17 protein-coding genes are annotated in these 22,421 nt (G+C 49.7%); 2 read left to right on the top strand and 15 right to left on the bottom strand.

Features of this window, described 5'->3' with window-relative positions; translation table 11 throughout:
• Window positions 1-298: 298 nt before the first annotated feature.
• A complete protein-coding gene (locus M2277_RS07095) occupies window positions 299-1,168 on the bottom strand; it encodes a hypothetical protein (protein ID WP_148247145.1) in 870 nt (289 codons plus the stop codon).
• A gap of 349 nt (window positions 1,169-1,517) precedes the next feature.
• Here M2277_RS07095 and M2277_RS07090 point away from each other — a divergent pair, with 349 nt between their 5' ends.
• Window positions 1,518-2,627: a glycerol dehydrogenase gene (locus tag M2277_RS07090; protein ID WP_348537771.1), complete on the top strand. Its 1,110-nt coding sequence runs from the start codon at window positions 1,518-1,520 to the stop codon at window positions 2,625-2,627.
• A gap of 149 nt (window positions 2,628-2,776) precedes the next feature.
• On the opposite strand, the gene M2277_RS07085 is transcribed toward M2277_RS07090, so the two are convergent.
• From M2277_RS07085 to M2277_RS07065, 5 genes are all read right to left on the bottom strand, one after another.
• Complete coding sequence (locus M2277_RS07085; RefSeq protein ID WP_006210533.1) at window positions 2,777-3,598, bottom strand: GNAT family N-acetyltransferase; 822 nt, start codon at window positions 3,596-3,598, stop codon at window positions 2,777-2,779.
• A 24-nt stretch (window positions 3,599-3,622) separates the two neighbouring features.
• Entirely contained in the window at window positions 3,623-5,128 is a 1,506-nt protein-coding gene (locus M2277_RS07080; protein WP_481857764.1) for an arylsulfatase, read from the bottom strand.
• 164 nt (window positions 5,129-5,292) lie between these two features.
• The gene (gene hprK, locus M2277_RS07075) at window positions 5,293-6,210 is read right to left on the bottom strand and encodes an HPr(Ser) kinase/phosphatase (RefSeq protein WP_006210535.1); all 918 of its coding nucleotides are present in this window, start codon (window positions 6,208-6,210) and stop codon (window positions 5,293-5,295) included.
• Window positions 6,211-6,490: 280 nt separating this feature from the next.
• On the bottom strand, window positions 6,491-7,324 hold the full coding sequence (locus tag M2277_RS07070) for a hypothetical protein (RefSeq protein WP_148247143.1): 834 nt from the start codon (window positions 7,322-7,324) through the stop codon (window positions 6,491-6,493).
• A 349-nt stretch (window positions 7,325-7,673) separates the two neighbouring features.
• On the bottom strand, window positions 7,674-8,720 hold the full coding sequence (locus tag M2277_RS07065) for a Gfo/Idh/MocA family protein (protein ID WP_036637376.1): 1,047 nt from the start codon (window positions 8,718-8,720) through the stop codon (window positions 7,674-7,676).
• 192 nt (window positions 8,721-8,912) lie between these two features.
• Between M2277_RS07065 and M2277_RS07060 the strand changes: the two genes are divergently transcribed.
• Window positions 8,913-9,800, top strand: coding sequence for a helix-turn-helix transcriptional regulator (locus tag M2277_RS07060; protein WP_036637374.1), 888 nt, complete (start codon window positions 8,913-8,915; stop codon window positions 9,798-9,800).
• A gap of 170 nt (window positions 9,801-9,970) precedes the next feature.
• Here M2277_RS07060 and M2277_RS07055 read toward each other — a convergent pair whose 3' ends face one another.
• The 9 genes from M2277_RS07055 to M2277_RS07015 form a co-directional block, all read right to left on the bottom strand.
• Complete coding sequence (locus tag M2277_RS07055; protein WP_280754461.1) at window positions 9,971-12,340, bottom strand: DUF4962 domain-containing protein; 2,370 nt, start codon at window positions 12,338-12,340, stop codon at window positions 9,971-9,973.
• Complete coding sequence (locus tag M2277_RS07050) at window positions 12,324-14,621, bottom strand: heparinase II/III domain-containing protein (protein ID WP_280754460.1); 2,298 nt, start codon at window positions 14,619-14,621, stop codon at window positions 12,324-12,326. Before M2277_RS07050 ends, M2277_RS07055 begins: the two co-directional genes overlap by 17 nt.
• 8 nt (window positions 14,622-14,629) lie before the next feature.
• The gene (locus M2277_RS07045; protein WP_148247140.1) at window positions 14,630-15,397 is read right to left on the bottom strand and encodes an SDR family NAD(P)-dependent oxidoreductase; all 768 of its coding nucleotides are present in this window, start codon (window positions 15,395-15,397) and stop codon (window positions 14,630-14,632) included.
• 15 nt (window positions 15,398-15,412) lie between these two features.
• Window positions 15,413-17,284 carry a cache domain-containing sensor histidine kinase gene (locus tag M2277_RS07040; protein WP_280754459.1) on the bottom strand — a complete coding sequence of 624 codons (1,872 nt, stop codon included), beginning with the start codon at window positions 17,282-17,284 and terminating at the stop codon, window positions 15,413-15,415.
• Entirely contained in the window at window positions 17,281-18,330 is a 1,050-nt protein-coding gene (locus tag M2277_RS07035; RefSeq protein WP_148247138.1) for a response regulator transcription factor, read from the bottom strand. The genes M2277_RS07040 and M2277_RS07035 overlap by 4 nt, the downstream gene beginning before the upstream one ends.
• Window positions 18,331-18,442: 112 nt before the next feature.
• Window positions 18,443-20,023, bottom strand: coding sequence for an extracellular solute-binding protein (locus M2277_RS07030; RefSeq protein ID WP_006210544.1), 1,581 nt, complete (start codon window positions 20,021-20,023; stop codon window positions 18,443-18,445).
• Between the two features lie 150 nt (window positions 20,024-20,173).
• Window positions 20,174-21,046, bottom strand: coding sequence for a carbohydrate ABC transporter permease (locus M2277_RS07025; RefSeq protein ID WP_006210545.1), 873 nt, complete (start codon window positions 21,044-21,046; stop codon window positions 20,174-20,176).
• 18 nt (window positions 21,047-21,064) lie between these two features.
• Window positions 21,065-22,024, bottom strand: a complete 960-nt coding sequence (locus M2277_RS07020) for an ABC transporter permease (RefSeq protein ID WP_051449098.1) — start codon at window positions 22,022-22,024, stop codon at window positions 21,065-21,067.
• 6 nt (window positions 22,025-22,030) lie between these two features.
• Window positions 22,031-22,213, bottom strand: a complete 183-nt coding sequence (locus M2277_RS07015; protein ID WP_006210547.1) for a tautomerase family protein — start codon at window positions 22,211-22,213, stop codon at window positions 22,031-22,033.
• Between the last annotated feature and the right edge of the window lie 208 nt (window positions 22,214-22,421).

The raw sequence follows: 22,421 nt of genomic DNA, 5'->3' as shown, positions 1-22,421 counted from the left end.
TCTCGGCGCTTACACAAACCCGACCCTATTCCTAATAAACCTGAGCGGCAGACATTCAAAAAGCGCTAGGCATATATCGATATGGGGGGATAAAGTTCCGGTAACTGATTGTTTATGAAGTGAACCATGCCAATAAATCGCGAAGATGACAGGTTCACAAGAACATCCACAACCTCTAATTCCGTCATCGCTTTATCCCTCCCCTTGAGCTTCCTTTTATATGAACACAACTTAGCATATCCATCAGTGAAGGTCAAGAATACGCGGAAGGAGACAGCTCTTGTCTCCCAAATCCCTGTTACCAAGTGGAAATTTCTGTTCGTTTCCACTTGTTTTCGGTCACGCAGACATAGACATATTCTTCGTCCCATGCCATCTGACCCTGACTGCAGGCATCTGTAGAAGAAGCCGGCGTATATTTTTCGCGGATTCGAAGTTTGTCCCCGTTTACATCAAGCTTGGTATCAGGGTCATTCGTCCCTATTCCGACATGGCCGCTGCTGCGTTGAACGGTAAGCGGGGAATCGACAACTTCGCCATCATCGGCGTAACGCACAAATTGCAGGTCGGCCCCGGAATTGTCACCCGATTCCTCCGAACTATCGGCCCGAATGGCCCATCTGGCTGTCGTCTCATTGTCCTCACCCGCTACACTGAACTGCATATCCCGGTTTGTTCCACTTTCCCCTGCTACTCGCAAAATGCCGCTCATGACATTGAAGTTCGAAGAATGAGTACGGATTTCACTTACATCGGTGTCAAAAGGGATCTCAAATCGAGTGAACAGCTGGTTCGGATATTCGCCGGTCGGCGACATGGTTGTCTCGAACGAGATATGCTTATGGTCTCGCTGCTCCGGATTGTTTGCCTTATCGTGCGAGATGATCGCCGTTTTGTCCTTACCCTTCTCGTCCATCCATACGATCGCGGGTTTGGCCCTTTCTGCGGTCCATTGGAGCCGAATCAGATCGGATTGATGCCCTTCTTGCTCGATCCACTTTTGGTCGGTGGATAAGTGGAGCCGCTCATTGTGGGGAACCCGAATATTGCTGCCGGATTGCTCGAGCTGCACCTGAGTTGTCTCATCTCCCTGATTCTGACTTGTACAACCTATGCCAAGCAAGCAGATGCCTGCCAATGTAACCGCGATCGTCTTTAGTAATTTCATCGTATCCCTCCGTTTATCCGCTTCGGTTCTATTCGTGTTAATCAGCAGAAGACTTTGTCTGATCGTATTATATTCAGCGCCGGTCGTACACCCAATTCGCCGATCTTCCCGAAAAAATGATTCTTTCTATCTATCTATAAATGCGGACGATTTCGACCAGCACAAAGTCCTATTCAGCCGACATTTTGCGTGCTCACTCTTATTCAAGACCGAATAATTAAGCCTTGGGTCCGATTATCCTTGAATTCCTAACCTTTTGTGCTTACATAAGTTATTTCTGATTGGGGAAAGGTTAATGTATAGGAGACCGGGCTCTAGACAAAATATATTTGAAAAGGATGAATGCATCATGTCATTAAGAGTTTATATAAGTCCATCCAAGTATGTGCAAGGTAAAAATGCGTTGGAAAAAATCGGAGAATACATGAAGGGAATGGGCAGTAAAACCATTGTTATTGCTGATGAAATGGTTTGGGGCATAGCCGGAGACAAGGTTGTACAAGAATTAGAGAAGGCAAACATTTCTTCTGAGAAAGTCATTTTCAATGGTGAAGCTTCCAAAATAGAAATCAATAGGATTGCAGAGATTGCAAAGAATGTTCAAGCTACGGTCGTTATTGGTGTGGGAGGCGGAAAAACTCTCGATACGGCAAAAGGAGTATCCGATGAAGTGAACGCCTACACGGTCATCATCCCAACTGCAGCTTCGACAGATGCCCCAACCAGTGCTCTTTCGGTGGTATATTCCGATGAAGGTACCTTTGATAGTTATCGCTTTTATAACAAAAATCCCGACCTGGTTCTTGTTGACACCAAAATAATCGCAGAAGCTCCGCCCCGTCTGCTGGCTTCTGGCATTGCGGATGCATTGGCGACTTGGGTAGAAGCAAAAAGCGTTATTGCTTTTGGCGGCCACACCATGGCGGGAGGCGTAACAACGATTGCAGGTGAAGCCATTGCAGAAAAATGTGAAGAAGTGTTGTTCAAATATGGCCACCTTGCCTATGAATCCGTGAAGGCCAAAGTAGTGACTCCTGCCTTGGAAGCTGTTGTAGAAGCGAATACCCTTCTTAGCGGATTAGGATTCGAAAGCGGAGGATTAGCTGCCGCGCATGCGATTCACAATGGATTTACTGCATTGGAAGGCGATATCCATCACCTGTCTCATGGGGAGAAAGTAGCATTTGGAACGCTGGTTCAACTAGCGTTAGAACAACATTCCTTAGAGGAAATTGAACGTTATATCGCATTTTATATTAGTTTAGGCCTGCCGGTTACACTAGAGGATATTCATCTAAAAAACGCTTCGAGAGAAGATATCATGAAGGTGGCACATGCTGCAACTACTAAGGGTGAAACCATCCATAATGCATTTAACGTTTCGGCAGATGATGTTGCAGATGCCATTTTTGCAGCGGACCAATATGCCAAAGCTTATAAAGATAAAATACGTAAATAGTGGCTTGGAACACTATGATTGCTAGCGATTTTGAATTTATTAAGTGGATAAAAAAAGGATCAAGTTCTTGCTTCATTACGCAAGCGACTTGATCCTTTAATGTGGCCTACTAACATGGTTAACCGCTCGCCTGCACGGCGGCTTCTAGATTATCCACATGGATAATGATAGTAATCTTGTGCGTGCACTACTCTAAATCCAACCGATTCGTATAACCCCAGTGCTTGACCGTTTTTCGTTTCGACTTCCAAGTGCACCGAATATCCGGCCGAGCTCTGTTGTTTAACGATTTTACACAACACTTTTCTGCCTATACCTTGGCCCTGATGTTTCGGCAAGATACAAAATCCGTAAATCCACGCCTGTCCCTCTTTATGGCTTACCCGAACTTTGCCTACCGCTTCTTCGTTCACATCAATCATCAGGTTATCCGATTTATCCGTGAGGTAATTGCCTTCCGTCGCCCGGGCGTCTTCTTCATCCAATCCGAACGCCTCAACGGATAACCGTACACTCATTTCGTAATCTTCCGATGTTGCCTGCCTCAGATTAATATCATCCGTTTCCGGAAGAGTCATTTCCTGCCACTCCATTTGATATTCCGAGAATGCATGCTCAGCGCCCAGTTTATTCAAGAATGCTCGGCCGGCTTCTGATCCTGCCGGTGCGTTCAACAAGATTCTCCTGTATCCGTTGAGCTTGACTTGCTCCATTGCTTGATGGAACAAGCGCGTGAAATGCCCCTTTCGACGCTCACTCACCTTCACCATGCCGCATACTTCAACTGTAGAACCGAAAGGATACAAGCCTATAAACGCTACAAGTTCGTCATGCTCATAATGAAAAAAATCCAGCGGGTCCGCTTCACGTGCTTCAAGCATTTCCCAGTTTAGCTTTAATTGCACATGATCATGAATTTCACACTCTTTTTGCAATTGTTCAATATCTTTCAGCTGTTGTGTTGTTAGCATTTTTTTCTCCTTTTATAGCCTCGATTATATTTGCGCAATACCATGGATATGGGACAATACGGTTATCGGCTTCTTGCCCGTGATTAACCGTTCGCCATCCGTATAACCCTCTTCACGTCCATCAAGCTCCTGCATGAGAACCACGCGCCAATGACGGATACGTTCTTGGCAATCCTCATCGGTAATGGCATTGTGCAGCTCTTTTGGATCGTGTACCAGGTCAAAAAACTGCTCCTCCCCGGTTTGGGAAAACCAGATGTATTTCTCTTTCCCGTCGGTTACCCAGTGATGGGACTGAGCCCCCTGAGCATGCTCACCATGCAGATGCTGACGCCAAGCGGGATCGATCTGGCCCTCATTCTCTGCTAATGCGAGTCTCCAGATGCTCTTTCCTTCCACCGTTTCTGGTACAGGCACGCCGGCTGCTTCCAGAAGGGAGGGCATGATGTCCCGCAACTCCACAACAGAATCCGAAACCGCGCCCCTTTTTAAGCCTAATCGATTACCAGGGTCGTTGACAATAAACGGAACATGGGTGCTCCCTTCATACGGAAGAGACTTTCGGAACAAATGGTGGTCTCCCAGCAGCTCCCCGTGGTCGGATGTAAACAGGATCACCGTGTTGTGAAGCTCTCCATATTCATTCAGCGACTGCAAAAAACGGCCGATTTGATGATCGAGATGCGTGATCAGAGCGTAGTAGGCAGCCATCGCTTTGCGCAGACGGCGCTTCGGAACCAATCCACGTCCAGTTATAGGGGAGTATCCTGCCAATTCCGGGTCTTCCGTCCTTGCCCAATCACCAACCGGCGGCTCCGGTAAGTCAGCATCCTCATACAGATCCAAGTATGCCTGCGGGGGGTCGAACGGAGGATGGGGCCTGACAAAAGACATCCATAGGAAGAACGGCTTCCCGGGATCCCGTCGCCGTAAAAAATCAATGGATTGCGTCACCACCCAGTTCGTTGGATGCTGCATTTCCGCCAAATGCCATGGGCGGGCAACGGTTGATGAATTGCAGTCAAGACCAAGGTCAATCATGTCCGCACCAGGCACCCTCTCGCGGAGCCATTGTACATAGTCATCGACTTGGTCGTAATGCTGCTGCACCGGAATGCTGTGGTTGTTGCGGTTGTGATGCAGGTAACCATCATGAAGCATGACATTATGAAACCCCATCAAGTGGCGTGCGGGGTAAACGTGCATTTTGCCGATGCACTGCGTATGATAACCGGCTTGGGCCAATTCCCCCGGCAGCGTCTCCTTGTAATTCCATGGAACGGAGTCCTGATAACCAACACGCCCATGAGCCCGCTGCGATTGGCCGGTGAATATGGCTGCTCTCGCAGGCACGCAGGTGGGGGTAGCAGAATACGCACGGCTGAATCGTACACCAGTCCTTGCGAGTTCGTCCAGATTAGGCGTTTCCACGACAGGGTGACCAGCAATGCTGAGGCAGTCATAACGCATCTGATCAACCGTAATGAGCAGCACATTGGGCCTTCCTTGGTTTTCTGTCGAATTCATCATCTATCCCTCCTCAGCTTATACACTCTTATCTATTAGATCTTACCATTATTTACATGCTAAAGACCCGTCTGCCTAGGTCAGACGAGCCTATTAAATTTAGAATATACGATTTCTTATCATTTGGCTTGATATTAAATGATCTATCCTTGCTTATTTCATATCCATCATGACTGCATTTCGTTTTCAACGCGTTTCATAAAGTCTTCTGCGGCACTGTAACCAAGTTGTTTAAGATACCAATTGTTAGCCGCCGCTTCGATCAGGCTGGCTACGTCGCGTCCCGGCTGAAGCTGAACCTCGATATGCGGAATTTGAATACCCAGGTATTCGGTGAACTGAGGCACGGCCTCCAGCTCATTGTTCAGTGAATTGTCCTGCCACGGAGACAGCTCGATATCGAGAACAATTCGCGTCTCGTCCTGAAACGCCGTGCGCCCGTATTGGCGTACAACATTGATCAGACCGATGCTTCGGAGCGCGAGGAACTCGCGAGTGGTCACATTATGCGTACCGAGAAGAGTTGTCGGACTGAGCTTTTTGAGGACCACGATATCATCTGCCACGAACCGATGGCCTCTTCGGATAAGGGTGTGGGCGGTCTCGCTTTTGCCAATCCCGGATTTTCCCCTGAGCAGAATGCCGATGCCCGATACATTCACGCATACCGCATGGATCGACATCTCCGGTGCCAATGTCTTCACTAAATAGCTGTCCAGCTTGGCAATAAACTCGGTTGTTGTCTCTGCTGTCCGAAGCAGCGGAATGCCCTCCTGATCACAGAAAAGGGTCAGATAAGGAATCTCCTGCTGGCCGGACGTCACAATAAAGCACGGCGGGTGATATTTGACAATATTCCCGATATGCAGCTTCCGTTCTTCTATGCTTAGCGTTAATAAATAGTTAATTTCCTTGCGGCCGAGTACTTGTACTCGCTCCATGGGGAAAAAATCAAAATACCCGACAAACTCCAGTCCCGGTCTATGCGTCTGTGGACGGGTAATCAAGCGGTCCATGCAATTAGCACCTGCAAGCACTTCCAGATGAAACATGTCCGTAAGGCTCTGAACGGTGATCGACTTCATGTTGATGTTCTCCTCCTGCGGCTAAGGTGTACTTGTAATACGCCTAATATTTATTGCAGTTTCCGATATATTCAACAGACGACAAGTGTTCTCCTGCAAATGGTTGTCAAGGACGGTGCTATCCAAGTGCCGGGGGGCAAGAACTTATCAAGAACTTGTATCGTAAAAAACAAGAAAGCCGCCAATAGGGCGACCTTCATGGCGGATATGCTTTCCTGTTCAACTCGGATCATTTTTACATGTACGAACTTCAAGATTTTTTTTAGCGCTTTTCTTCAGCTCAGAGTGCATTTCTCCCGAGAGCTTCAATCTGGGTTAATGCCGGATAAAGCGCTTCATCGCCTCTGATTAAGCGTTTAAGCACCAACCACTCTACCCTGCGGGGATGAATGTCAAAATACTGGATGCTTCGGCTCTTCACGGGATGCAGCCGCTCCTCTGAACCGTCGGAGAAAACAACCGTCACTTCCCTCCACCAGCTGTCATGAGGAAAATCGCCTCGCAATACAAGGCCCAGCCGATCCAGCTCAACCGTTCTTCCAAAATCCAGCGTCAGCTCCGCATCCGCTTGTTGATTAATTCCCCAGGATTGATACGGGTATGAGCCATGACTGCTGTTGGCGTAAATGCCGTCGATTGCATTGCGCGCAAAAAAGGTTGGATCATTCCTGGTTTCTACATTGGCGTGAGCATGCGGAAACGCGCTGGAATCATGCTTCTGATCATGGGCATTCAAGGCCAGATTCCGATATTGGCTAATCTCGCTATCGGTTGCATACCGGGCAGTGACATAATGTTTCACTCCGACAAAAGCTTTCTCGGGATACGCTTGTTTATACGATAATGGAAGCTCGTATTCCCAGACGTTTCCCTTTACATATACCAGAGACGGATAAAGCGCTTCATCCATCTGAACGACCAAGTATCGATTAGGGTGCTCTAACGTAATTCTATACTTGTCGCCAGCGGCGTACTCCAGCTGCTGACAAGCCAGATAAGTGAATCCTTCTTCTTCCCGCTCCATCACGCTTCCATCCGAGTTGTGTGAGTCAGTATACTTCTCCACCCTGACAGCATCATCACAATTCAGCCATTCGATCTTGATTCTTGGCATGATATTCTCTCCTTGTTCATGATATTAAATGAACCTAAATGAAATTAAATGAACCTATAGAAACATTATATATCGAACGAAACAAACACTAAAGCGTTTTTTTCAGCAACTTCCTTCAAACTTAAGCTAGACCGAAGCCAGTACAGTCGATATCAATGTACGAAAGTGAATCATTTATCCTCTCGTGGATATGATTTGTTGCCCACCCGACAATAACCATTAGCTCCACTCCGAGCGCATAAATTCTTGTTTAAAGTTTCACCGAAAAAGCAAAAGCCACCGCGCTTCCGCGATGGCTTTAACGTTCTTCTTTGATCATATTTATTTCGGGTTATGAAATAGGTATACCCTAACGCTGCCCATTCATAAACTCGGCAATCATCACTTTCCGCCCTAACTTCGCACTCTCCAAGGCAGCGAGCACCATCGCCATGCTGTAAACGTTGTCGCTGCAGTCGGTCTCCGGCTTGATACCCGCTTCGAGCGCGTTGAACATATTGTCTAGACAGCCGTGATGACCGGTCTTTTCCATAACGGGCTGAGTCCCTTCTACCCGCTCATATTTTCGAATAAAATGGCCCGTTTGATCCCCGCTCGCCACAATCTCCGCATAAATCTCATCATGACCGTCCCAGATGGCGGTCCCCTTCTCTCCGGTTACCCGCCATGCCGACTCCCAGGAAGTCTGAGCGCCTTCGGCACACCAGGACCCCCGATAATTGAACACGGAGCCGTCCGACATTTCATATATGCATAGGGCCATCGCATTCCCGGCATACCAGGAGCCGGGCGGGTTAAACTCCTGACAGTACACAGACACCGGATCGGCTCCGCTGATCATTCGAGCCTGATCGAAGGTATGAATCGCCATGTCAAGCAGCAGCGGACTGTCCATCAGATCCCGGAATCCGCCAAAATGGGCACCGAGGAAAAAATCCGCCCCGATAAAGCCCGGCTTCCCGATCGCTCCGCTGTCAATCAAGTCCTTATAGGCCCGTATTCGCGGGTCGAAACGGCGGTTCTGCATCACGGCATGCGTAAGGCCTGACATCTCGGCAAGCCTGACGATGTCCAGACATTCTGTCATTGATTCCGCTAAAGGTTTTTCACTGAAGACATGACACCCATGCTGAAGCGCTGCGGTGCTGATCCCGTAATGGCTGGCAGGAATGGTGACGTCGAATACCACATTGGCTTCAGTCGAATTAAGGGCCTCCGTAATATTCGTAAACGTAGGACAAGAGAGTTCATGCCGATCTGCAAATGCCTTTGCAAAATCCTCCTGGATATCGACAAGCCCCACAATCTCGACATTCCCTCGTCCCTTCGCATAATCGGCCCATGTATTCGCCATGCTGCCGCATCCTGCAATAACAACTTTAAACGCTGTGGTCATGTTAGCAAAACTCCCCCTGATCCAAGTTATCGTGTTATAAACCGTTTTCAATTCATCGTATTTACGGTTGAAATCACTCCGATATTGGCTTAATGTAAATGAAGTTACTTCATTATAATAGTGAAACTTAACAATATCTCTATATAACCTTGTGCAATACCACTCTTATCTTGCGGTCTGAGGTGAATTCCTATGTCCAATCCCAAAGAGCTTCACGAGAATACCAGACTCGACTATAAATCCTATCCAATCCAGGTATTCCACAACGTCTGTTCGAATGCATCCGCGAAAGACTGTGTCCTGTATCTCCACTGGCATGAGCACTTTGAGATCATATACATGCGCCAGGGACATGCCGTCTTCCATATCGATACAACTCCTTATCCTGTACAAGCCGGTGATGTGATCATCATTCCTGGCGGCAGCCTGCATGTGGGATATGCCCTTGAGGACGGCGACGTATCATTTGATTGTTTGGTGGTGAATGCGTCCCTCTTCAATGAGTTCCTTCATGACCCGATCCATGCCCGCTATGTCGCCCCCTTTATGGAAGGGCGATTGCGCTTCCCGGTGAAGCCAGCCGAGAGCCAGCCTGCATGTGCAGATTGCTATCCAATGCTGGATGAAATTATCGATGAACTGGACTCACGCCGCCCAGCCTACCAGCTCATTGTCAAGTCCAAGCTGTACACCCTCTTCGTCCTGCTCTCGCGCATCTTTTCTCCAGTTCAGTTGGCTGAGAAGACAGTGGAGCCGTATTTTGTGAATCGGGACCGGTATAAACAACTGATCCATCGGATCGAGTCCAGCATCGGCGAGAAATTATCGGTGGAGGATGCCGCAGCCCAGCTCGGCTTGAACCCCTTTCATTTTTGCAAAATGTTCAAACGTTTAACGGGACGCACCTTCGTTGATTTCGTCAACCTGACCCGAATGAATGAAGCGGAGAAGCTGCTTCGTGAACGGACATGGACCATCACGGAAATTGCCGGTATCGTCGGCTGCAGCAATCCGAATTATTTTACCAAGCTGTACAAACAGTACAAGGGCATGACACCCTCCCAGGCAAGACTGAATTAAGTCAATATACTCCTGAGAGCCATAGTAGTCCTAAGTTCGCAAGCCTCTCTCCGAACTCGGAACATAGCGAATATGCACCAATCAAGCATGCAAAAAAAGACTCAACCCCCAGCAAAATTGGCTGGAGTTTAAGTCTCTTTGAATTTTCAATACAACATCAGCTTTAAAGCTCAGTACGCCTTAGGAACCTCGACCTTCCTCGTCTTCCCGTCTCCATTCGTAAAATAAATATGCACGCCGTGGTCCTGATCATCCAGGAAATACGAAACGTACTTGCTCTCATCCTTCTTCATGGGAACCAGGAGAGTTGCAATCCGATGGCTTTGGGCCGACTTCGTCTTGGCGTGCAGATGCCACTGGTTATCAAGCCCCTCGATCTCTTCAGGCTCGACATCCGTGAATTGATTATGCTGATGCAGTGATAAATCGCCGGATGAGCTGTATACAAAGCGCCCTTCCATCTCTGCTTTGTCGCCCATCACCCGGAAGGTCTGCCCTGAGAGCTTCATCCGGTTCAGGGTATGGAATAACCACTCGATGCTGGCTGGTTTAACAAGGTCTACCGTATCCACAATAACAAAATAGTCCTCATCAAAGAAGTAGATTTCGCGAACATACCGCTCCAGGTAAGGAACATTCTCCCGATAAGCCTGCGTTGCGTTCATTCGGGTATAACCATAACCCGGGGAAGCGTCCACGCGTTCAACCTTCCCGCCCGCTTCCATGCAGAGCACCTTGTCTTTTCCCGCATACTGTCCATGGCCATCAATGAGAATATTGTTCGTGGAGCGCGTCTGTCTCCGCCAGTTCATATGCATCGTGCTTCCAAAGGCGATATAGTAACCGCTCTCAATAGCTAGAGGTTCGCCGTAGGCATGCAGGAGAAAGCCATTCTGATCACCATGGCTGTGACTCATCGAGCCATAGCGGCTGCTCTTGGCCAATAACATGATATGCTCATCCGGATCATCCATCCGGTGATGCATCGCCACCCAGTCGATATCCCGGAACCACTTGACGGCTTGAAGTGATCCGTCCTTCGATTCCGAAGTGTGGTCTAAGACAGAGGGAACCGCAACGGAAGGAGGAACGGCTTCTACCTGTGGATAATTATGCCGATACAGCATATCGTCAAACCGGAAATCCCACCAGCCGTAATTGTAGAATTTAGTATCGGGATCCGTATCCGCCCTGGCAACTTGTTCAAAATACCACTGGTAATGCCCGTTTCCGGTAATACCTGCAAACTGGCGAATATTGAAGGCGGTCTTCAGACTGACCGGCTCACCGAGATAGGACTGGTCCCCGAAGCTGGCGCGAATCGTATCCGGGCTGCTGCAGTAAAGCGGAAAATCCCCCGTTCGCCGGAAGAACGGACGTTCATAGAAATCAATCGACACATAATTACGAATGAGGTTCAGCGCATCAATCACAAAAGCCATGCCGGTCGTCCAATAAAGCGGCCCCTCGGCCCACCCTCCATCTTCTCCACCCCAAGGTGAATAGAGACAAGCATAGTATTCCAATGTGTAATCCAGCCATGCCTGTGCCCGGACCTCTTCATGAAGCATGGCGATACAGGCGGGCGCAAGCACGGAAGACAACGATCGAACCGCATGACTGTCATAAGGCACATGATGAATCTTCGATCGCTCCATAATATGAAAGGCTACCTGCTCCGTACGCCGCAGCAAGACCCCTCTGACTAGATCAATCTCATCAGCGCTCAGAACATCATGGAGCCAGTCATACCCCCACGCGATAGCACCGACCATGCGGAAGGCGGCTTCATCGTTGTAATCTCTTGACGTTGTACCTTCCGTATCCCAGCTCGCGGCATGAAGCAGCCAAGCCTTCGCTTTGGAAATCATGGTTTTATCCTGCAAAATAACCCCTGCCACGCTTAAATGCCGGATGGCATAAAGCGCTTCCTGGCAGTCCATGTACATTTTTCTCCACAGCTTCGCGACGCGTTTGTTGCCCGGGTAGCGCTCGGGTTCTGGAATTAACGGCTTATCAAGCCATGGCACCACCGATTTCTCGTAGAATGTCCGCCAGCCGCAGTAGTCATCATCGTTGCGCAGTCGTTCGCGAAATTCCTCCACCCCCCTCGCATCCAGCCACAGCCTCGGATGTCCGGTATTCGTGCCCTCATACCGCGCCGCCCGGCCAGGCAAAGGAGTTTTTGGAAGCCCCTCCGGTACATGAAACATGCGGGATTGACTCCATGAAGAACAGCTATTGCCATCCTCGGCTGTATAATCGGCTTGCTCGCCAATCAGCAATGCATAGCGCCAATAATAGGTACCGGGCTCCAAAGCATGATCCGGCGTATACAAATTGTAGGGGATCGGTGCTATCGTCGTTGTAACTTCCGTTTCAAATGAAGGCGAAGACGAGATTTGCAGCATGTACCGATCATTCTCAAGCTGTCCTGGCATCCAGGTGAAGCGGGGAGGATTCTCTAACAGTTTCGTCTCTTCGTCTGGTTGATACGGTACGGACAGCAGTCCGCTTTTCGGTTCAAACAAGGTTTTCATCGAGTATCCTCTCCTTCAACCCGCTCTTTGTCATACCAAAATTCCTTGTGGTTGTTCCATCGGATAAGTTGAGCGATTCCCCATCCCCTGATGGCTTCCATGTCAGTGTGACCGGCTTGCCGCCTCTTCGGTAAACGGCAATGAAGCGGGCGCTGGAACCCGTCCGATGAAGCCGTATGCCTTCCATCCTGCGGGTGGGATCATCCGCAATTCCAGGTGACTCCACCTGGGAGCACACCGTACCCTCGAAGGGTACAAAAGATACTGCCGCTAAAGGACCCGACGCTCGGGCGATATGAAGATCCAACTGCGGGCTGTCTTTAGACATAAGGAGCCTGCGGTGTTCCTTTATATACGCATATCCATCCAGGCTTCCGAAATTGGTAGTTCCAGGGTCTCTGACCGCATCCGCCCCCCCACTCACCTTCCCGCTGCCTATATAATGAAACCACCAATCGATGGCCTGAGGCTCTTCCAATTCAACTTCGAACCAATCCAACAGCCAGTCTTCCGTCAATAGGAGATGCCGGTCCAGAACGCCTTGATCGTAGGCCTGATCAGCCCTGACCCAAATATACGACCAGTCCGAAGCCGCTTGGTACGCCATGTACTTGCCTTGCGACGGAAGCTGGGAGCGCCCACCCACTGTCACGGTATTGTGGCTGGCGGTATGGGGATACCACTCTTTTTTCAGTACCGATCCATAAGGGACCGTACCACGGTCCGGGGAAAGAGGGTGATGCCCCACATGAAGCATTAGATTAAGCTTATCAAAGTGACCATGCGCGCCTCCATGAGGGCCAAAATCAACAAGCGCTTGGATTCCACTCGTATCGTTAGTCCTTAACCGTGCGAACCCGCTGTCCGGGAATACCAGAGAAGGCACTGCACCAGCGGTCGGATCCATCGTTGCCACGCCTCGGCCTTCGGATGCTTCTGACACCTCAGATGTTTCTTCTGTTTCGGGCGCTTCAGATGTTTCGGGAACTTCTGATGCTTCAAACGCTTCGGGCTCATCGGGCTCTTCGAGCGCCCTGGATGCTTTCGAGGCTTCCGGGGCCTCGAATGCTTCCCATACTCCTTGTACCCCCCTTCCCTCTCCTCGTCTCCCATCATGAACATCCTTCACGCCCGGAGCGGCCGTTCCGATTCTTCCATCCCACCTGCCCGTACCGTACAGCAGGGCTTCCAGCATGCCGATCCTGCCATTGTCACCGTTCATTTCCCTATATACATGGGTTAACAGTCCACGATAGCCCTGATCTCCATATACCGATAAACCGATCTCCACAATCTCGGCAATTTCACGCGCATAGGGAACCCTTCGGTAGGGACCATCGTGAAGAGCAGGCAGCTTTCCGTTCTGGTCTGCCAACCGAACCAATACCGTCAGCATGCCCTGCATGGATTGACCTTGCTCCCCTCTCAGGGAATACAGCCCTTCCCCCATCCTGTCTCCCATCTCGGCAGCAATCAGATAAGCGCGGAGGACAAATACGTGATAGTAAATGCTGCCTTCGAATTCGAGCTGATCCGGTCGGACGGCTATAGTGAGATGATGCCGCAGGCCGCCCTTCTTCTCCAACAGATGTTTGAGTTTATCGGATTCGCCGCGCACCGCATAAATACAAAACAGGGCGGCAATCAACCACGCTGTGTAATTGTTCTCGGGATCCCCCCGCTCTTGGGTCAAAATGTGATGGTATTCCGTCATGCTGCTCTCCAGCATCTGGAGGAATGAGTCCATCTTCTGCTGATCTGCTCCATCAAGCAGAACACCCTCATCACGCAAAAGCAGGTAACCGCGAAGCAGTGTTGTGGCCCATATGGCTTCGGTTAAAGCCTGATGGAACGCCCTCCCCTTCAGCATCCAGGGCTGCGCCTCCGGATGTACAGGATACAGCGGAAACTGCTCTGCATACCGTATGATCAGTCTTTTTCCAAGCTCAGCATATGCCCTCTCTCCCGTGGCGGCATAAACCGCGGCAGCTTGCAGAACATATCGGGCCATGGCCTGATGCTTGAACACAAGCCACGCTCCCCGATAGGGCTCCCCTTCCCATTCACATCCGTAAGGGCAGAGGAATGTTCTCCCGTCGGCTTCAAGCGGATCAAACACCAGCTCCGTATGATGGCGTGGGCACACATACTGGTGCCACCATCCGCCGGGATCAACGGGAATATCAAGCGCACGTTCGATAACTTGATCAAGCTCAGCCTTAAGAATATCTACTGTGCGTTCGCCCCACCCATAGGAGCCCAACTTCGCCGCCACCTTCATCCCTTCCCTCATCGCATGAACATGCCGCCGTTGATCTCGATCGTCTCCCCCGTTATATAAGAAGAGAGTTCCGATACAAGGAACAGCACGGTGCCTGCGACATCATCCGGAGTTCCTTCACGGCCGAGGGGAATGCCCTGAATCGTTGCCTTTCGTGCATTATCCGGGGTAAAAGTAGCATGAAACGCCGTTTGTCCGATAAAGCCTGGCGATACGGCATTCACATGGATTCCGCTGGAAGCAAGCTCCTTCGCCAGCCCTTTGGTGTAATTGAGGACAGCCGCCTTGCTGGCTGCATAAATACTCGCTCCCGGCCCGCCGCCATTGTGAGCGGCTACCGATGTCATGTTTATAATACGGCCGGTGCCCGCCGCTTTCATCCCTTGGATGACCGCTTTGCTGACGAATACCGTACTCTTCATATTCACATCCATTACCTTGTTGTACAGCTCCTCGGTCATTTCCGCATTCGACAGGCGCTGAACCAAATGCCCTGCATTGTTAACCAGAATCGTAACCGGTCCGCCAAAAGCCTTCTCGACTTCGCTTACAAGTGCCTCTGCCTGCTCCACATGCGTAACATCTGCGCGAAATGCATGAGCCTCACCGCCAAAACCTCTGATCTCGGCAACAGCTTCTTCTGCGGCTTCCTTGCTGTTCAGATAGTTCAGCGCCACCTTGGCTCCACTTCTTGCCAGCATCAACGCGACCGCGCGGCCAATCCCTCCACTCGAACCTGTGACCAGAGCAATACTTCCCGATAAGTTAATATGCATGTCGATCCCTCCTGATTAGGTTTGCAGCTGTTTCAGCCTGCTGTCTTGTTCGCGCACTCTTTCCATACGCGGCATAGTCATGACAATTCTTGTGCCTTGATCCGGCGAACTGTGAACCGTGATCCCGTATTCTTCGCCATAGACCATCTGGATGCGCCGATGAACATTGACGATGCCGATGCCGCCCCTGCGGCGGACGTGCATCCCGTCATCATCATCGACCAGACGGTTCTCCTCCAGCCTCTTGCGCAAATTATGAAGCTTCTTGTCTGCAATGCCCTCCCCATTGTCCTCCACCATGACCAGCAGATTACCCTGCTCAATCCGCGTGTCAATGCGGATATAATGCCATGCTTCTATTCCTTCCGGAAAGGCATGCTGGAATATGTTCTCGACGATGGGCTGCAGGGAGAGCCTGACCATTTTCTCCAGCAAGAGCTCTGGCGGCGTGGCTACCTCGATTTCAAAGTCGCGCCCGATGCGATGCTTTAATATCATCATGTAATGCCGCACATGGTTAAGCTCGTTCGCAATCGTGATCTCCTCCAGATTGGTCTGAATGGAATAACGGAGCATGAAGGCCATGGCCTCCACCATGTCCGAGATCTCATCCGAATCCTGGACGATGGCGTAACAATTGATCGTCTCCAGTGTGTTGTACAGGAAATGCGGATTGATCTGCAGCTGCAGCGCCTGAAACTCTGCCCGCTGACGCTCAAGCTGTATATCCTGCAGCTCCAGCTGCGTTTTTTGATTGTGAAGCTCCGTATCGTACACCTGCTCGATCATGTCGGACAACCGGCTGACCATGAGATTGTAGCTATGAATCAAGCCGCCGATTTCATCCTCCCGCGGTTTCGCGTCAGAGATGTGCGTCCAATTCCCCTTCTCTGTCTGCCTCATGCCATTCTTCAGATTGCGGATAGGATTCACGATCGATTTGCCAAATCTGTAGGCCAGGATGAGCGCAATAATCAACGTGACCAAACCTACAATAATGGTGGTAGAACGAATCCCTGAAATGGGAGCCCGCAGCTCTTCCAGCGGCATCATAATGACAAGACTCCAGCCCGAATATTCAGACTGGCGCGAGATGATCATCGTTTTGTCTCCAAGCACCGGTTCAATGAAGCGATTGTCGCCCTTCGCAATAATGCGCTCCGGCAGATCCGTTGCCGTAATTCCGTCCATATCCACATGCTCGGGCGCATAAACGACTTCACCTTCGCGATCCAGGATGAAGAAGAAGCCCTGCTCTCCCAGATCAACGCCGTTCCATAAGCTGGACAGTTGATCTTCATTGAACTCAACCGCAAGCACGCCCTTTACCTCGTACGAATTCATCCCCCGGATTTTGCGCGCAACGGTAATCACGCTATCCCGATCCTGCTCCAGCAAGCTGGTCTTCAGGATGACAAATTCCCCGTTTTCCGGGGTCTTCTTCATCAATTCCCGGAGGCGATCGGTGGGATCAATCGACATCGCGGAGAAATTCTGATTCTGGTCAAAAATCGACCTGCCGTGAAATCCCAAAATATACATCATGTGCGTTTGGGTCGGATATTGAATGAAAATTTTCTGAAAGACATCCTTGCGGATGAGATTCGTGAACCTGTAATGCTCGTAGCTGTCGCTAGGGTCCATATCCAGAAATTTCTTGACGGAATCCTGCAGCAGAATTGTATTGCTGATCCGCTCAAACATTTGCAGATGATTGTCCGTTTGTCTTGCGGCGTTCGTGATCACGGTGGTCATATACTTCTCTACCTGCTCATCAATCGCTTCAGATGATTTCATGTAGAAGAAAACGCCGACCGTGGTAAGCGAGAACAATACAACGATAAAAAAATACAGAAAAATTTGACGGGACAAACTCCTCCGCATCATTCGATCCCCAGCAGCTCTCGATATTCAGAGGGGGTATACCCGGTTACCTTCTTGAAGGTTTTCGTGAAATGGGGATGATCCGCATATCCCACCTCGAACGATATATCCGTTATTTTATAGTGCGGGATGGCGAGAAGTTTCTTCGCCTTCTCCATTCTTTTTTTGATCCGGTAGTGGACAAAGGTCTCATCCGTCATCTGTTTGAACAGCTGACTGAAGTAAGACGGGTTGAGTCCGAGCATATCGGCAACCTCGTCAAGCGAGAGATCCCGGGACAGATTGCGTTCAATGTAAGCTTTTGCCTCTTCAACAGGCTCCTTGGCATTGCCTTTTCGCTTCTCCCGAATGAGCTTCACCGTCTGATCCACTGCCTGGCGGAAATCCTCAAAGGTATTGCGTTTCACGCCAGCTTCCGATTCGGGCATTCCTGCCAAAGACTCAAACGAATACACATCCCTGCCGTTTAGCTGCTTGATCAGCTTCGCGTAGAGCTCATCCAGCAATTCCTGAAGCTGAATGGCTTCAAGCCTGCGCTCATTGCAATAATCCTCAATTTCCTGCAGTTTGGCCTGGATGTCATTCATTTGCAAATGCCATACGGCGAGCTCCAGCTGCTCCAGCCAATTCTCCAGCTTGGACAGAGGGAAATACATTCGTTGTTTCTCCTGCATCGATTTCCGGTCCGACATCAGTTTATTCATCGTGTGATGTACCACCGATTTGGTCACAGGCTTAAGCAAATACTCCTTAACCCCATACGACATACATTTCTGAGCGTATTCGAAATCTCCGTAACCGGAGATAACCACCACCGTAATGTCGCCATATTTCTCATAAAGCTGCTTGCTCAGCTCCAGGCCGTCCATCTTTGGCATTTTGATATCCGTGAAAATGAAATCCGGTCGTGTCGTCTGGATCGATTCCAATGCTTCAATGCCGTTCTCGGCCGTATCCGCTTGAATCATCGAAGGATCCGCCTGGGTGATCAGTTTCGCCAAGCCCATTCTTATCATAGGTTCGTCATCAACGACCAGAATGCGGTACATTACCCGTTCCCCTTTCGAAAGCAGCGAGAGTAGTTTAGCTTTAGCAAGATACTCCTCTGCTTGATTCAAGCAGAGGAGTCATTCTTCAACACTATACTAAAACATGCTCTGCTTATTCGAAAGCGTTTTCTTTTTCGTTAAATCGTTTCGTTGCTTCTTCAATAATCTCGTTGCCGCCTTTGGACAGGTATTCTTCCAGCACCTTGCCGTAATCTTCGATCGGCTCCCTGCCGTATACCATGCGCAGGACATGTTCCAGGATCAGAGGCGGAAGTTCATCCGATTTCGGATTCAGCTCGGGGTACTTAACCATCGCTTCCAGTCTCGGATCGAACTCGATCCCGCGGCGACCTTCCTTCGATAGCATGTTATCAAAGGCACTGATCAGTTCCTTGCCGGAATCGGACAGCTCGGATACGCGCTTGTTGTACGTTGTATCCTGCACCAGCCACAGCCAGTAGTTCAAATACCGCATTTTATCCGCGCCGGCGGCATCCGTCGGAACCTCAAAGACCGGCTTGCCATCGGTCACTTGATAATCCTCGCCTTCAATCCCGAAGCTGAAGAACAATTCCGCATCTTCACTGACCATCCAGTTGAAGAATTTCACGATATCCTCCGCCTTATCCTTCGCTTTGGCGTTAATGAAGAAAGAACGGGTGACCGGATTATAATGGGCATAGCCCCCCTTGCCATCAGGTCCTACCGGAGATGGAATCAGAGCTACTTTGGCATCCGGTACATTCTCGGTGAGCTGGGTTCCCCAGATCGGAAGCTCATTCGCATTCATGGACCACATGCCAGCTTTGCCGCTCGTTACGATGGACTTGAAATCAGCGCTCTCGATCGTGGCAAATTCCTTGCTGATCAGTCCTTCTTCATGCATTGTCTTATAGATTCCAATCGCTTGCTTCATATTCTCCTCGTCGAAGAAGGTAGGCTTCACCTTCCCGTCCGGGAACACTTTGAACTGGTTCAGATAGCCCAGTACGTCATAAGCGCCGAAGAAGGTATCGGCATATTTGAAGTTCTGGCGACCGGCATAAGGCTGCTCCACCCCGGCTTCTTTGAACGCGCGGAGTACGTCCATCGTCTCCTCAACCGTTGTCGGAATTTCCTTGCCCACCTTCTCCAGCAGGTCGGTACGAATCCATGTTGCCCGTCTGGATGGATTGGAGAGAATTTCGGGAATCCCGTAAATGTTGCCTGTCTTCGAGTCCGTCATCCGCTTCCAGGCTTCCTCCGGGATAAACTTGAGCAGATCCTGCCCGTGCTCTTGCAGAAGATCGTTCAGCGGCAGAAACACTCCGTTCTCGACAGCGCCAGCCAGCTCAGGGCCGCTGATTCCGCCAGTTCCCTGCACCACATCCGGAATGTCGTTCGTTGCAAACATCTGCACCATTTTATCCTGGTACTCATTATGTGGAATGAGACGGATATCAAGGTCCGTATTCGTCTTTTTCTCCAGCTCCAGCACATATTTATCCTTGTTGATATCCGCATTCTTCTCCACGTAGGATACGTTGAGCGTCCGCATCGAGATGGAGAATTTTGTTGCTCCCGCTGCTTCCCCGCCTTCTGTTTTACCGCCACCGGCATGGGTCCCGGCGTCGCCTCCATTGTTGCCCGCACAGCCAGCAAGCATGGTCAGAACAAGACCTGCCGTGAGCGCGCGCGTCCACCTTTTTCTCATGATTACCCCTCTTTTCAAGCTAATATAGTCGCTCATAATAGCGCTTTCAAACTTAATATCAGTATAGAGAGCCGTCAGGGCGGGAACAAGGAATGTCTTTGGCTCGGTTTGTCGTTTTTTTAGGATCACGCTTTGGACTACTCCACTGAATTATTCTTTGATCGACCCGATCATCATCCCATGAATGAAGAACCGCTGCAGAAACGGATACAGGAGAATGATGGGCACCGTGGCTACCAGAATAACCGCCATCTGGATGCCTTGCACGGACTGGGAGCTTGCTTCAAACGCAAGGTTGCCTGTATCGGTCAATCCTTCGTTCACGAGCAGCTCTCTTAACTTCACCTGAAGGGGATATTTGGCTCGATCGTTGATATAGTAGAGTGCATCCATGTATTTGTTCCAGTTGGTCACCGAGTAGAATATGCCTACCGTCGCCAATGCCGGCTTCGACAGCGGAAGCACGATGCTCCATAATGTGCGGACCTCGCTGCATCCGTCAATACGGGACGAGTCGATCAGTTCATTCGGAATCTGGGTGAAGAAGGTTCGAAGCACAAACAGATTGAATGCACTGATTGCTGTTGGCAGCATCAACGACCACAGTGTGTTCACCAGATTCAGCTCACGCATCAGAATAAATTGCGGAATCAGCGGCGCCGTGAAAATCATCGTCATCAGGATGATGATCATGATCGTTTTTCTGCCTACATACTCGGGTCTGGACAGTGGATACGCCAGTGAGGCAGTAGCTGCCAGATTAATGAAGGTACCGAACACTGTAATATAAACACTGATTCCAAAAGCTCTCCAAATGGAGACGTCATTGAATACATGCTGGTAGTAAGCAAACGTAAACTCCACCGGCCAGAACATGACCTCTCCCCGGTCAATAGCGCCTGGGCTGCTGAACGACTGAGCGATCACGTTGAGAAAAGGGAACAGCATGGTGAGTGCAAGAAAGGTAAGGATAATATAGTTGCATACAAGAAACATTTTTCTGCCTGCACTGTCATATTTCACGTTGGATGTCACTCCCCTCTAATACAGCGACTCGCCGGTCGCTTTCTTGCTGATGGTGTTTGCTATCGAGATCAGGAACAAGCCGACAACGGATTTGAACACCCCGATGGCTGTTGCATAGCTGTACTGAAGCTGCTGCAGGCCAGCCTTATAAATGTACGTATCCAGAATCTCGCTGGATTGAATGTTAAGCGGGTTCTGAAACACAAAGACGCGTTCAAATCCATAATCCATGAAATCCCCAATCTTGAGCAGGAACAGGATCGTAATAACAGGAAGCAATGCCGGCAGCGTAATGCTGAGGGTCTGACGCCATCTGCCCGCTCCGTCAATATCGGAGGCTTCGTAGAGATCCGGGTTGATACCTGCAAGTGCCGCGAGATAGATGATGGTCCCCCATCCGACGTCCCTCCATAATCCGGAGCCCACCAGCACAGAACGAATATAGGAATCCTCTCCAAGAAAATAGATCGGCTCCATGCCGAACCAGCCCAGCATCACATTTACGATCCCGGATGATGGAGACAGAATGCCAACAAAGATACCGCTTACAATGACCCATGATAAAAAGTGCGGCGCATAGAAAATGGTCTGCACAATCTTCTTGTAAACGACTTGGCGAACCTCATTAAGGAGTAATGCCAGAACAATAGGCGCTGTAAAAGCAAACAAAATGTCGTACGTGCCCAGTAGAAGTGTATTGCGTAAAATTTTCAAGAAATCGTAATGCTGGAACATCCGTTCAAAGTGCTCGAGACCCACCCATGGACTTTGGGTCACGCCGGCAAACAGATTATAATTCTGAAATGCGATGACAGAGCCCATAAGCGGAACATACTTGAACAATCCGAAGAACAGAAGACCTGGTAGGGATATGAAATACAGTGCCCTGTATTTCCACATGAAGCCTAATATGTTTTTGCGCTTGGTATGTTTTCCCGGCAGCGCCTTGCTTACTGCTTTTGTTGGTTCGGCCATCTGTGCTCACCTCTTGTTTCTCAAATTGGCCGGTGCATGATCATCTATCGGAATTTCGTCAAACTGGATGCTGATGAATTCGGGTTCACGATCAATAATACGGGATAACTCTCTTGTAAAAACATCAATGATTTCGCTCTTCTGCTCATCCGAGCGTCCCTCATACATTTTAATCGTAATTTGCGGCAACGGCTTTCGCCTCCTTATGAAATGGATGTGATGAATATCCTTATCCTATAAGTTTTCAGGTACGGGCAGCAATGGAAGTTGATCGCTTCCCTTGTGTTTTTTCTAGGTGCAGAAGGCTGCTTGTGTTTTTTTAGCATCGGCTTGTTATTTCAATAGTTCTTCTGCTCCGCGTATAGAATTTATCGCCTTTCTATGGAACAATAGGTCT

Origin of the sequence: Paenibacillus sp. LBL (genome assembly GCF_029893715.1) — a bacterium.
Classification (GTDB): domain Bacteria; phylum Bacillota; class Bacilli; order Paenibacillales; family Paenibacillaceae; genus Paenibacillus_AQ; species Paenibacillus_AQ glucanolyticus.
This window is presented reverse-complemented; position numbering and strand designations above follow the sequence as displayed.

Bases quoted from the DNA above. Each gene is read 5' to 3' on its own strand.
- M2277_RS07095 (WP_148247145.1), bottom strand. From the start codon at position 1,168: ATGAAATTACTAAAGACGATCGCGGTTACATTGGCAGGCATCTGCTTG.
- M2277_RS07090 (WP_348537771.1), top strand. From the start codon at position 1,518: ATGTCATTAAGAGTTTATATAAGTCCATCCAAGTATGTGCAAGGTAAA.
- M2277_RS07085 (WP_006210533.1), bottom strand. From the start codon at position 3,598: ATGCTAACAACACAACAGCTGAAAGATATTGAACAATTGCAAAAAGAG.
- M2277_RS07080 (WP_481857764.1), bottom strand. From the start codon at position 5,128: ATGATGAATTCGACAGAAAACCAAGGAAGGCCCAATGTGCTGCTCATT.
- hprK (WP_006210535.1), bottom strand. From the start codon at position 6,210: ATGAAGTCGATCACCGTTCAGAGCCTTACGGACATGTTTCATCTGGAA.
- M2277_RS07070 (WP_148247143.1), bottom strand. From the start codon at position 7,324: ATGCCAAGAATCAAGATCGAATGGCTGAATTGTGATGATGCTGTCAGG.
- M2277_RS07065 (WP_036637376.1), bottom strand. From the start codon at position 8,720: ATGACCACAGCGTTTAAAGTTGTTATTGCAGGATGCGGCAGCATGGCG.
- M2277_RS07060 (WP_036637374.1), top strand. From the start codon at position 8,913: ATGTCCAATCCCAAAGAGCTTCACGAGAATACCAGACTCGACTATAAA.
- M2277_RS07055 (WP_280754461.1), bottom strand. From the start codon at position 12,340: ATGAAAACCTTGTTTGAACCGAAAAGCGGACTGCTGTCCGTACCGTAT.
- M2277_RS07050 (WP_280754460.1), bottom strand. From the start codon at position 14,621: ATGAAGGTGGCGGCGAAGTTGGGCTCCTATGGGTGGGGCGAACGCACA.
- M2277_RS07045 (WP_148247140.1), bottom strand. From the start codon at position 15,397: ATGCATATTAACTTATCGGGAAGTATTGCTCTGGTCACAGGTTCGAGT.
- M2277_RS07040 (WP_280754459.1), bottom strand. From the start codon at position 17,284: ATGATGCGGAGGAGTTTGTCCCGTCAAATTTTTCTGTATTTTTTTATC.
- M2277_RS07035 (WP_148247138.1), bottom strand. From the start codon at position 18,330: ATGTACCGCATTCTGGTCGTTGATGACGAACCTATGATAAGAATGGGC.
- M2277_RS07030 (WP_006210544.1), bottom strand. From the start codon at position 20,023: ATGAGAAAAAGGTGGACGCGCGCGCTCACGGCAGGTCTTGTTCTGACC.
- M2277_RS07020 (WP_051449098.1), bottom strand. From the start codon at position 22,024: ATGGCCGAACCAACAAAAGCAGTAAGCAAGGCGCTGCCGGGAAAACAT.